A 12,410-nucleotide genomic window follows, 5' to 3' on the forward strand; every position below is an offset into this window, starting at 1 on the left:
TTGCCTTAACATCACATGAACGCTAACAAAACGAGGCTTTGGGGCAGTATATGTCTGGGGAAAATGACACAAATGAGATTCAACGTATCTGAATTGGCTAAAAACGTATGCTGCGCAGCCGCGCTGTGTGCGATGAGTTTGAGTGCTAATGCCGCGCTGAGCTTGGAAAAGCAGCGTGAAGTTTATGAGCAAGCTCAAGATTTATTAGATAAAAATGACATCGACGGATACCTTTCGATCCGTCCTAAAATTTCTGACTATCCACTGACGCCTTATGTGGACTACCGAACATTTATTAGACAGTTACCGGAAAAATCACCACAGCAGGTGAACGAATTTATTTCGGAGCACGAGTCGTTTCCTTTTTCTCGTCGTGTTCGCGCTCCATACCTCAACCATCTTTATAAGCAAAAAGATTGGAAAACCATTACTGAGTTTCAAAAAGTCATTCCAAGTGGCGAGCGTTACCAATGTATTTTCTACGTGGCTCAGTTAGAGCAAGGTAAGAAAGTCGCCGCGTTTAAAGGGGCTGAACATATGTGGTTGCGTGGCAGAAGTATTGCCGATGAGTGCGATCCATTATTCGCAGCATGGGACAAGGCAGGTGAACGTACTGATGAATTGATCCTCCAGCGTATGCTACTGGCGTTTGATGCTCGTAATGGCAGTTTGATGAGTTACTTACTTAAACTGCCTAAATCCTCGCAGGCAAGGCAACAAGCGAAAGAAATGAAGGCGTTGTTTGATAACCCTTCAAGCGTTGCGGAGTTCGCGAAGAAAAAACCGGCTAATGATTTTAATCGAACGCAAAGCGAATATGCGTTGGAAAAGCTAGCTCGCATGAATACCAGTCAAGCGCAGAGTGCGTATGATGCCGTCATTAAAGGGCAGAAGTTTTCTCCAGAAAAGGCGCAAGCCCTGGCTGACTATATCGCATTTCGATTGACCCGTACTGAGTCTGAGTCACTAGCTAAGTGGCGTGATGATAAAACGAAAACCAGCCAGTACTTACCGCTCATTGAAACTCGCATTCGCTTAGCGATTCAGAACGCGGATTGGAAGGGCGTACAAGAGTGGATTGCCGTTCTCAATAAAGAAGAGCAAGCGTCGCTTCGCTGGCAATACTGGCTTGGACGAAGTGAAATTGCGTTAGGTGATGACATCGCAGGGAAACAGCGTTTAGCGACTTTGGTCGGGCAGCGAAACTTTTATAGTGTGGCAGCCGCTAATGCGATTGGACAATCAATCAAATACCCTACGCATACGGTTAAGTTTGATAAGCGAGTGGTTCAACCCTACCAAGACTCGTTAGTTCGTATTGAAGAGTTGATTGCGACGGATAAAATCGCAGCAGCGAAAAGTGAATGGGCACATTTATTGCGCCGCGTAGGGAAAGATGAAAAGGCGATGTTGGCGGCTTATGCGTCTTCTAAGCGTTGGCATAACCTAACGGTGACCGCGAGTATTCAAGCGCAGATGTGGGATAATATCGAACTGAGGTTCCCGATTGCGCATCGCTGGTGGTTTAACTTTTATGCAAAAAAACACAACATAGATCCCGTGACGATGATGTCCCTAGCTCGACAGGAAAGTGCGTTGGATGTCGAAGCCCGTTCTCCAGTTGGTGCTCGTGGTCTTATGCAGATCATGCCCGCTACAGCAAAGTACACAGCACGTAAATATAAGTTGAGTTATCAAGGTACGCAGGACCTCTACAATGTAGGTAAAAATATCGAAATTGGTAGCCATTATTTGCAAGGCTTATTAGAGGATTACGATAATAATCGTATTTTTGCTCTTGCTGCTTATAATGCAGGTCCTAACAGAGTAAAAACGTGGCGAGAGCGTACCCAAGGAAAAGTGGATGCTTATGCCTTTATTGAGGCAATTCCATTTAGAGAGACACGCGGTTATGTACAAAACATCCTGATGTTTGAAACATATTACCGTGATCTTTTGGGTATCGATGGCGCGTTCTTGAATCAACATGAGATCAATACCAAGTATTGAGTGAGGTAACTTGATGTCGCACGAACCCGAGTACAAAGACTGGCAACAGATTATTGAGCTAATTCGAACTAGCATGGACAGTGAGCAAGATGACATGCTGCTAACCATGCTGATGTCACGTGATGAGAGAGAATCATTAATATCACGCGTTAATATTATTAACGAGCTTCTTAAAGGAGAATTATCTCAACGCCAGATCAGCCAGATGCTTGGCGTGGGTATTGCCACTATTACTCGTGGCTCTAACGAGTTAAAGTCTAAATCTGATGAAGAGAAAGACAAACTCAAGGTTTTGTTAGAGCAAGTTGCGGTATCTAAGTAGCCAGTGATTCCAATTCGCTTTTAGGTATTGGTATCACAAGTGGTTAAGATAACGTGTTAAAAAGGGCGGAAATATCCGCCCTTTTTCGTACCTAGCGAATAGGATGAGCGTTATAAATTTGAAGGGAAGTGCTCAGGGTTTGTGAATGGAATCAGAGCCAGAATCAAGGCTTGATGGTAAACCGAACTTCGAGTCAGCTGGTTTTGGGTGAGCAGGCTGATGGCACCACCTTTCTGTTTGATGTTCTCGGTACCAAACACCTCATCCATGACATCTCCCAGCTCATTCGCATGCTCGAGTTTTTCCAATACTTTGGGCGGCAGCATTAAGCTCGCAGAGCGAGATTCACCGCGGTGAGTATTCGACTCAATAACCATCCACGCAAACGTCACGTTTGTTTCAATTCCCGCTTCAAGTCCGACATAGTAATCCGCGTTTGGCATCTCTACTTTTGCGTTTTTAACGCGGTTTAGTGCACCGCGATGAGTTTCTTCATCAGTCATAGGTTGATCTGCGACTTCACTAGGTACACTGACGCCGACGAAGTTGAACTCTTGGTGCGGAAATGCACTGTTAAATGCACTTTGAACGGCATTAATTTTAGCTGGGTTTAGCGATGCGATTACGACTTTTTGGGTTGCCATGATCTTTTTACTCACTGGTGTCTATTAACTCAATTTTACTTGGGTAGGCTTTACGTTCTCACTAGGGTAACAGCCTAATACTTTCAAGTGTTTAGTTATTTTTGTTAGCTCTTCTAGTGCCTGTTGCATTTCTGTCGAAGCAAGATGGGATTCCAAGTCTACGTAGAACATTTCTTCCCATGGGTTCCCCATAATTGGACGTGATTCTAGCTTGGTCATATTGATGCCGTAACGTTGCAGCACTAATAGTGTTTCAACCAATGAGCCAGCCTCTTGGGAGGTCGACATAATCAAGGTGGTTTTTGCTGGAATCTGAGTTGAAACCTCAACTGGTTTGCGAGCAACCACGATAAAACGAGTATGGTTCTCAGTTTGGTTTGCGATGTTGCCTTGAATTGCTTGCAAGCCGTATAGCTTCCCGCTTGATGCATTACCAATTGCAGCAACATCATCACGATCCATCTCTTGGACTTTTTGCATTGCATCTGCCGTGCTGGCGCAAGACTCCAGTTTTACACCTTTCATGCGGCTTAAAAACTCACTGCACTGTTGGTGTGGCTGAGGATGTGAATACAGCGTTTTAATGTTTTCCAGACGAATGTCTTTTTTCGCAACCAAGCAGTGCTCGATTGGTTGAGTTAGCTCTCCAACGATGTACAGCGTCGTGTGTTGTAGTAGGTCATACACTTCATTAATAGAGCCTGAACTGGTGTTTTCGATAGGCAGAACACCATAATCAGCATGGCCCGATTCTACTGTTTGAGTCACTTCTTTGAAGTGTTCGCAGTTGAGCTCGATAAGTTCTGTATTTTTACGGCTGAAGTATTCGCGGCTTGCCAAGTGCGAGTAAGAGCCTTTGGCTCCTAAGAAAGCGACGCGAGCAAGTGGCTTACGACTTTGTTGCGGGTTAACGAGGTTTTGCAGGTAACTTTGCTGAAGAAGCACAGAGTCTTCAATGATGGTATGGAAAAGTTTAGTGATGTACTGCGCGTCGAGTTCGTATTTATCTCGGCCATTAGAAATCAGCTTAACTAATAGTTGTTGTTCTCGAACGGCATCACGAACGGGTTTTGAGGTTTGTACTTTGCTTTTGGCTACTTCAATGCTGAGTTTACGGCGCTCAGACAATAAGCTGAGAAGTTGGTCATCTAGCTCATTCAAGCGCAAACGAATTTCTTCGAGGGAAATAGGTTGGTCAGTCATCAATTCTTTCCTTATAAAAAAGCCTCCCGATTTGGGAGGCTTTCTGTTTGTTTTTGACTTTTCTTTCACAAACGAGTTCGCCCCTCCGACTATGGGAGGAAAAAGAAGTCAAAAATAAACAGTGAGGTTAAATGCATAAATAGTGCTTAATTTATGAGTGTTTAAACACAATAAGCAAGGCAGGGGAGAGCGTCAAGCAAAAAAATAGCGCCTTTCGGCGCTATTTCCTCAATCTGGTCAGTTTACTCTTCTTCTTCCACTAGCTCAGGCTTATTTGCACGTCGAGCTTCAGGTTTGTGGGTCAGCTTGTTCAATTGTCGTTCTAGTTTTTGCTCCACTTCGTTGATAGCTGCGTAAAGATCTTCGTGAGTTGCTGAGGCAATGAGCTGGCCTTTAGGAACTTTAATAACCGCTTCGAATTTCTTCTGTTTGTTTGGTTCCTCACTGAAAGTTGCTTGGCAACCAATTAGGTCTACTTGCCATTTCTCCAGTTTTTTAAACTTGCTCTCAATATGAGCTCGGATTGCAGAGGTGATTTCGATGTTTTTGCCAGTGATATTCATTGTCATAAGTGTTTTTCCTCTGTTGCATCCCTCATGGGTTGAGTTCAGATTACCGCTTTAAGTATAAAAAAATGTGACTCAGATCATTATTTTGTTCGGGTTTTTTATGATGAAAAATGAATGTGATCTCACTCAAGATCTGCTGAGATTTATCGTGAAATTGCTTGTTATCGGTTAGTAAATCCGTAGATTGGATAGAGTGCTCAGCTGAAAACCTCTTCGTTTTTAGGGAAGTTTTACGGCCTAATATTAGAGGTGGTTAAAATTTAACTATACGTAAAGTGTGATGACAGTCACTGAGTCTCTCAGACGAATTTATTTACAAAGCCGCTTATTGTACAAGCGGCTTTTTTGTGTCTGGCGTTTGACTGACTTTTCGTAGCGGTATCATGAAGAAGGGATCCTTTGGAGCCAGTGATACCCGCTCTAGACTTTTGACTTGGTCCAAACTTTCTAGCTGTTTGTATATAACGTAATAGCGATTAATGCTTGTGACGTACCCAACCGTTGAGCTTAAACTTTTCCGCATAACGACTTCCACGTTATTGAACCAAATATTAGGATCGTAGCCTTGCTGGGCTGCACGTTTACGAATTCGTTCTACATTCCCGGGGCCAGCATTGTAAGCCGCTAAGGTAAAGTAGAGTTTATTTTCCGCCGTAATAGCAGGATCACTGAAGTACTGTTTACGCAAAAATGCTAAATACTTCACGCCAGCATGAATATTGTTTTCTAGCTGCCGAACGTTTTTGATATTGATATTAGGGTCTCGAGCCGTGCTGGGTAGAACTTGCATTATGCCGACTGCACCTCGACTTCCAACGAGGTCGTTATTAAAGCCGGACTCTTTATAAGCGACGGCTGCGATCAGTAGATAGTCGATATCGTACTTCTCACCATAGCGTGAAAACAACGTAGCAAGCTTTTCTAGTTGAGCAATTTTGTTGGGGTTAAGGGCTTTGTTTAGCCAACCTGTGTTATCGATGTATTTTCCGTAAATGACGTTACCGAGCAGTGTCCCAGAACGAGATTTCTGAATAAACTTGTTCACGACGGCTTTCAAACTTGGGCTGTTTTCCCGCATTGCCCAAGCGATTTTACCATTTTCACGAATAGGGATTTCTGGGTGAGCTCGAATATCATCCATCACTTTCAGCCAAAGTTTGGCTTTATGACTATCGAGAACAATGGCTTTGACGTAGCCGTTATTGAGCATCCCAACCAGTTCGTAGTCTTGCAGTGTTTCTTCAATAAAATGTACGATAACGGGTGGCAAGCCTTTTTTATTTAGCTTCTTATTTAGTGCTTGAATACTCTCAAAGTAGCTAGAACTGGCACGTACCCAAACCTCTTTGCCGCTCAGTTGCTCAATGTTAGTCATGGCTGGTGTGCTTTTGTTCGTGACTATCCACTCGTCAATACCAGTAAGAATGGGTGAACTAAAATCGACTTTCTGTTTACGTGTGTTGGTAATGGTCAGATTGGCGACGACTAGATCACCGGAGCCATTTTCTAAGGCTGGCAGAAGTTGGTCACGGGCTAGAGGAATAATTTGTACGTTAAGTTTCGGTTTGAGCTTACGAAGGTCTTTTTCGAAATGCGCCAGGAGTTCTGCACCTATTCCTTTTGGTGTACCGCCCTCAATGTAATAGAAGCCTAGATCAGCAGAAACGAGGACACGTAAAACATTCTTCTCTTTAATAACATCGAGATCCCCAGTGTAAGGAGGTTGCTTGAGTGGTGATATTTGCAGTGCGCAAACGGAAGCAGACAATAAGAGCAGCATAACTGCGCATAGCTTAGGTATCGTCACGTTCACATCCTTTTATAAAGGGGAGGGGAACTTTAAGCATATGTAGAGCCCCGTAGATCATCAAGCAAGGGCAGAACACGCTATTGCGGGTAATAAAAAACCGCCACGGTAAAAACGGTGGCGGTTTAGTTTGAAGCGGCTCAGTTACTTCACAGGGTTGAGCTCGATAAGCTTTTCAGTTCTTGCTACGGCGTCTTCCAAACCGAGTTGCTTGTAGGCCTCTAGCTGGATAGTCAGTGACTTACGTGCCGCTTCGGTGTCTGGGAATGCTTTTTGTAGCTCTTGACTGCGATTAATTGCAGCTACCCAGGCTTCACGGCGGAGGTAGAAGTCAGCCGTCGCTAAGTCATAGTTCGCTAGGCGGTTTTTCAGCGCAACCATGCGTTTTTGTGAATCTTGTGCGTATGGGCTGTTCGGGTAGCGTTGAAGCAGTTTTTTGAAGTCATCAAACGCTTTTTTTACTGGCTCAGGATCGCGATCGCTTCGATCTACGCTGAACAGATCATGCATAAAGTTACGATCTTGCGCCATATGGCTTAGGCCGCGCATGTACAGTACCCAGTCCATTTTTTCATGGGTTGGGTTTAAACGCATAAAGCGAGAAATGGTTGCCAAGCCCAAAGCAAGGTCGTCGTTTTTGTAGTACGCATAGATTAGGTCAAGCTGCACCTGTTCTGAGTAGGCACCGAATGGGTAACGTGAGTCTAATGCTTCCAGTTTCTCAATTGCAGAAAGCCAATTACCACTTTGAAGAGAAATCTGTGCGTCTGCATACAGTTCCGAAGGCGGCACATCAGGAACGATTTCTTCTTTGCTTGCACATCCAAACAGAAGGGATACCGCTAAAAGGCCTGTTAAAGTCTGACGTTTCATATCAGGAGTCTGTTCCTTGAATCTAAATATTTCTTAAGCTGCCGTTACTTTCTTTCCAGTAACAGATACAATGACGTAATAGTCTATTTTTTCACAGTCGTGAGCATTAGTCTCACAGTTTTTAAAAAAGTTCGATATGGCTCAGCAGATTGTATTAACAAATACCGTAAAAGATAGCCAGTTAGGTCAACGTTTAGACCAAGCTATCGCCGAATTATTCGCGGACTTCTCTCGCTCGCGCCTGAAAGAGTGGCTGCTTGATGGGAAAGTTCAAGTTAATGGTGAAGTTGTCACCAAACCTCGCACCAAAGTAATGGGTGGCGAGGAAATTACATTGCAAGCCGAGTTAGAAGATGAAGAACGCTGGGAAGCGGAAGATATCCCGCTAGATATCGTTTTTGAAGATGACGATATTATCGTTATCAATAAGCCTCGTGACTTTGTGGTTCACCCAGGTGCCGGTACGCCAGATGGTACAGTGCTTAATGCGTTGTTGCATCATTACCCTGATATCGCAGAAGTGCCTCGTGCGGGCATTGTGCACCGTCTGGATAAAGACACAACGGGGCTGATGGTGGTGGCGAAAACTGTACCAGCACAAACTCGCCTGGTTCGCGCACTGCAAAAACGTAATATTACTCGTGAGTACGAAGCAATCGCTATTGGTCGTATGACAGCGGGTGGTAAAGTGGACCAACCTATTGGTCGTCATTCTACCAAGCGCACGCTTATGGCGGTAGCACCAATGGGTAAACCAGCGGTAACGCACTACCGTGTCGCTGAGCGTTTCCGCGAACACACACGTATCCGTCTGCGTCTTGAAACGGGTCGTACGCACCAGATCCGTGTGCACATGTCTTACCTTCAGCATCCGCTGCTCGGTGATATTGCATATGGTGGACGTGCTCGCATCCCGACAGGTGCTTCTGAAGAGCTAACGGCAATGATCCGTGGCTTCGATCGCCAAGCATTGCACGCCGTAATGCTACGCTTTGAACATCCAATTACGGGAGAAGTACTTGAGTTCCATGCCCCTGTGCCTGATGACATGGTGGCGATGACTGAAGCGCTTCGTCAAGATACGGAAGAGCACGGTTTACCGGAAGAGTTCTAAGATGAAGACAATCATTCCGAATTGGCGTGCGCCTAAAAATGTCAAAGCTTTTGCCTCAACACGTATAGGCGGTTTTTCGACAGGCCCTTATCAAGGGCTAAATTTAGGTACTCACGTTGGGGATGATTTGTCTTTAGTAGAGAAGAACCGAGCTTGGTTGGCGCAGCAGGCGAACATGCCAAATGCGCCAATCTGGTTAAACCAAACACATTCGACCGTTGTGGCTCAAGCAAATGAACCAACAACACAAGTGCTTGATGCGGACGGTGTCTTTACTTCGTCAAGCCATGTTGTTTGTTCAGCGATGACCGCCGATTGTCTACCTGTATTATTGACGAATACACAAGGCACGCAGGTCGCTGCCGTTCATGCAGGTTGGCGCGGCTTAGCAAATGGTATTGTCGAAAATGCATTAGCGTTGTTTTCAGGTGAAGTGATAGCGTGGCTTGGCCCTGCCATTGGATCTCAAGCCTTTGAAGTGGGTGAAGATGTTCTGCAAGCTTTTGTTGATTTTGACTCACAGGCGCATCAAGCATTCACCCCACGCGATATCGACGGCAAATGGCTTGCTGACATGTCGGTGCTGGCAACGCAACGTCTAAATCGAGCTGGTGTGACACAAGTGTTTGACTCTGGACTTTGTACTTACCAAGATAAAGCCTCTTTTTATTCGTATCGCCGTGATGGTAAAACTGGTCGACAAGCCACCTTTATTTGGATTGAAGATTAGTTGTAAGCACTAAAGTGCCAAGATGCATAGTGCTATTTTTGCAAAGCTATCTTTATTCATTCACTCCCTTGAAATTCCTCCTCTGAGTATCCATCTTTCTAACTGTCAAAAGAATTTCCTTTAGTTGAGGTTAGGAAGGTAGATATGCGTCTTGATCGATTCACAAGTAAGTTTCAAATCGCTATCTCTGATGCTCAATCACTAGCGTTAGGGCGCGATCATCAATATATCGAGCCAGTTCACCTCATGGTGGCTTTGCTTGACCAAAATGGCAGTCCAATCCGTCCATTGCTTACTATGCTGGATGTGGACGTAACGCATTTACGCTCTAAATTGAGTGAAATGCTAGATCGATTACCAAAAGTCAGTGGCATCGGTGGAGATGTACAGCTCTCTAGTTCGATGGGCACGTTGTTTAACCTGTGTGACAAAGTGGCGCAAAAGCGTCAAGACTCCTATATCTCGTCTGAAATCTTCCTGCTTGCTGCTTTAGAAGATCGCGGACCATTGGGGCAATTACTCAAAGAGATCGGTTTAACAGAGCAAAAAGTTAGCCAAGCAATCGAAAAGATCAGAGGTGGTCAAAAGGTTAATGATCCGAATGCAGAAGAGCTTCGCCAAGCATTGGAAAAGTTCACCATTGACCTTACCGAGCGAGCAGAACAGGGCAAACTGGATCCGGTTATCGGCCGTGATGATGAAATTCGCCGTACCATCCAAGTATTGCAGCGCCGTACTAAAAACAACCCAGTGATCATCGGTGAGCCTGGTGTGGGTAAAACCGCAATTGTGGAAGGCTTGGCGCAGCGAATCGTTAATAACGAAGTGCCAGAAGGTCTACGCGGTCGCCGCGTGCTGTCATTAGATATGGGTGCACTTGTTGCTGGCGCGAAATACCGTGGTGAATTTGAAGAGCGTTTAAAATCAGTATTGAATGAACTTGCTAAAGAAGAAGGTAATGTCATTCTATTTATCGACGAGCTCCACACTATGGTTGGTGCGGGTAAAGGTGAAGGCTCAATGGATGCGGGGAACATGCTCAAACCTGCTTTAGCCCGTGGTGAACTGCACTGTGTTGGCGCAACAACACTGGATGAATATCGTCAGTACATCGAAAAAGATGCGGCGTTAGAACGTCGTTTCCAAAAAGTGCTGGTGGATGAGCCGACCGTTGAGGATACCGTGGCGATTTTACGTGGCTTGAAGGAGCGTTATGAGCTTCATCATCACGTTGAAATTACTGACCCAGCGATTGTTGCAGCGGCGAGTTTGTCACATCGTTATGTTTCTGACCGTCAACTGCCAGATAAAGCGATCGACTTAATCGACGAAGCGGCTTCAAGCATTCGTTTACAAATTGACTCTAAGCCAGAGTCATTAGATAAGCTTGAACGTAAAATCATCCAACTTAAGATTGAGCAACAGGCGCTTAGTAACGAGCACGACGAAGCGAGTGAAAAGCGTTTGAAAGCGCTTAATGAAGAACTCAATGAAAAAGAACGTGAGTACGCTGAACTAGAAGAGGTTTGGAATACAGAAAAAGCCGCACTTTCTGGCACTCAACATATTAAGTCTGAGCTTGAACAAGCTCGTATGGATATGGAGTTTGCTCGCCGAGCTGGTGATCTAAACCGCATGTCGGAACTTCAATATGGTCGTATTCCTGAACTTGAGAAGCAGTTAGATCTTGCAACCCAAGCGGAAATGCAGGAAATGACACTATTGCGTAATAAAGTAACCGACAACGAGATTGCAGAAGTACTTTCTAAGCAAACTGGCATCCCAGTATCCAAGATGCTAGAAGCGGAAAAAGAGAAACTACTTCGTATGGAAGACGTACTGCATAATCGTGTGGTAGGGCAAAGCGAAGCGGTCTCTGTTGTATCGAATGCCATTCGTCGTAGTCGAGCTGGGCTTTCTGATCCAAACCGACCAATTGGCTCCTTCTTATTCTTAGGTCCAACTGGTGTAGGTAAAACAGAGCTTTGTAAGACACTTGCGAGCTTTATGTTCGACAGCGAAGATGCGATGGTCCGTATCGACATGTCTGAGTTCATGGAGAAACACTCAGTGGCAAGATTGGTTGGTGCGCCTCCAGGCTATGTCGGATATGAAGAGGGTGGTTACTTAACGGAAGCGGTTCGTCGCAAGCCGTATTCGGTAATTCTGTTAGATGAAGTAGAGAAAGCGCATCCGGATGTATTTAACATTCTGCTGCAAGTTCTCGATGATGGGCGTTTAACGGATGGTCAAGGTCGTACTGTTGACTTCCGTAATACGGTTGTGATCATGACATCGAACTTGGGTTCATCTCGTATCCAAGAGAATTTCGCAACATTAGACTATCAAGGTATCAAGAGTGAAGTAATGGATGTGGTTAGCAAACACTTCCGTCCTGAGTTCTTGAACCGTGTTGACGAAATCGTGGTGTTCCATCCACTTGGTCAAGAGCACATCAAGTCCATCGCTTCTATTCAATTAGAACGTTTGGCGAAACGACTAGAAGAAAAAGGATATCAACTAGAGGTTTCTGACAAAGCACTCGATTTGATCGCTCAAGTTGGTTTCGACCCTGTATATGGTGCGCGTCCTTTAAAACGCGCAATTCAACAGAATGTCGAGAACCCATTAGCCAAATCGATTCTTTCTGGTGAAATTGTTCCAGACAAGAAAGTGCAGCTAATCGTTACTAATGACCAAATTCGTGCCCATCAGTAATTGCACGGATACAATAAGAAATGAGATAAAAATCACATTCAAGGGGCCATTTGGCCCCTTTTCTATAATGTTTTAGAGCCTCTTGCCTGTTTTCTGTACGAATGAACTAAAAAGGTGAGTTTTTTTTAAAAATGCACTTGTGTTCCTTAATGAACGCCCTATAATGCGCCTCCGTTGTCAAGGGAAAGCAAGTTAAGTGACGTCTAGACAACAAGGCCAGTGAGTTAAGAATTAACTCGCAGATAAATAACTTAAAAAAGTGTTTGACACGATAAGTTATCTAGCTAAAATGGCCGTCCACTTTGAAGAGAAGTTCAAAGTGTGCTCTTTAAAAATATAGACCTATCAATCTGTGTGGGCACTCGTTGATGATAATCCAATTAGATACCTCGGTATCAAATTAGGTTTCAATGATACGAA

General features: G+C 44.6%; 10 protein-coding genes and 1 other annotated feature. Of the genes, 5 read left to right on the top strand and 5 right to left on the bottom strand.

Annotated features, from left to right (window positions below; translation table 11 throughout):
• The first annotated feature begins 63 nt into the window (after positions 1-63).
• On the top strand, positions 64-2,010 hold the full coding sequence (gene sltY / locus B7360_RS16160; protein ID WP_085343993.1) for a murein transglycosylase: 1,947 nt from the start codon (positions 64-66) through the stop codon (positions 2,008-2,010).
• 13 nt (positions 2,011-2,023) lie between these two features.
• Positions 2,024-2,332, top strand: coding sequence for a trp operon repressor (gene trpR / locus B7360_RS16165; protein WP_012842123.1), 309 nt, complete (start codon positions 2,024-2,026; stop codon positions 2,330-2,332).
• Positions 2,333-2,442: 110 nt separating this feature from the next.
• Here trpR and yjjX read toward each other — a convergent pair whose 3' ends face one another.
• From yjjX to B7360_RS16190, 5 genes are all read right to left on the bottom strand, one after another.
• Positions 2,443-2,976: an inosine/xanthosine triphosphatase gene (yjjX, locus tag B7360_RS16170; protein ID WP_005397487.1), complete on the bottom strand. Its 534-nt coding sequence runs from the start codon at positions 2,974-2,976 to the stop codon at positions 2,443-2,445.
• Between the two features lie 24 nt (positions 2,977-3,000).
• On the bottom strand, positions 3,001-4,179 hold the full coding sequence (pheA, locus tag B7360_RS16175) for a prephenate dehydratase (protein WP_005397485.1): 1,179 nt from the start codon (positions 4,177-4,179) through the stop codon (positions 3,001-3,003).
• Between the two features lie 12 nt (positions 4,180-4,191).
• Positions 4,192-4,313, bottom strand: a sequence feature (Phe leader region).
• A 108-nt stretch (positions 4,314-4,421) separates the two neighbouring features.
• Entirely contained in the window at positions 4,422-4,748 is a 327-nt protein-coding gene (hpf, locus tag B7360_RS16180; protein ID WP_005397484.1) for a ribosome hibernation-promoting factor, HPF/YfiA family, read from the bottom strand.
• A gap of 325 nt (positions 4,749-5,073) precedes the next feature.
• Positions 5,074-6,528, bottom strand: a complete 1,455-nt coding sequence (locus B7360_RS16185; RefSeq protein ID WP_085343994.1) for a lytic transglycosylase F — start codon at positions 6,526-6,528, stop codon at positions 5,074-5,076.
• A 171-nt stretch (positions 6,529-6,699) separates the two neighbouring features.
• Complete coding sequence (locus B7360_RS16190; protein WP_005385927.1) at positions 6,700-7,428, bottom strand: outer membrane protein assembly factor BamD; 729 nt, start codon at positions 7,426-7,428, stop codon at positions 6,700-6,702.
• A 136-nt stretch (positions 7,429-7,564) separates the two neighbouring features.
• On the opposite strand from B7360_RS16190, the gene rluD reads away from it, so the two are divergent.
• The 3 genes from rluD (at position 7,565) to clpB (ending at position 11,990) form a co-directional block, all read left to right on the top strand.
• A complete protein-coding gene (gene rluD / locus B7360_RS16195; RefSeq protein ID WP_085343995.1) occupies positions 7,565-8,542 on the top strand; it encodes a 23S rRNA pseudouridine(1911/1915/1917) synthase RluD in 978 nt (325 codons plus the stop codon).
• A 1-nt stretch (position 8,543) separates the two neighbouring features.
• On the top strand, positions 8,544-9,272 hold the full coding sequence (gene pgeF, locus B7360_RS16200) for a peptidoglycan editing factor PgeF (protein WP_085343996.1): 729 nt from the start codon (positions 8,544-8,546) through the stop codon (positions 9,270-9,272).
• Positions 9,273-9,416: 144 nt separating this feature from the next.
• Positions 9,417-11,990 (top strand): ATP-dependent chaperone ClpB, encoded by a 2,574-nt coding sequence (gene clpB / locus B7360_RS16205; RefSeq protein WP_005397478.1) that lies wholly within the window; start codon positions 9,417-9,419, stop codon positions 11,988-11,990.
• The last annotated feature ends 420 nt before the right edge of the window (positions 11,991-12,410 follow it).

The sequence above is a fragment of the Vibrio sp. ArtGut-C1 genome, from assembly GCF_002105475.1.
Lineage (GTDB): Bacteria > Pseudomonadota > Gammaproteobacteria > Enterobacterales > Vibrionaceae > Vibrio > Vibrio diabolicus.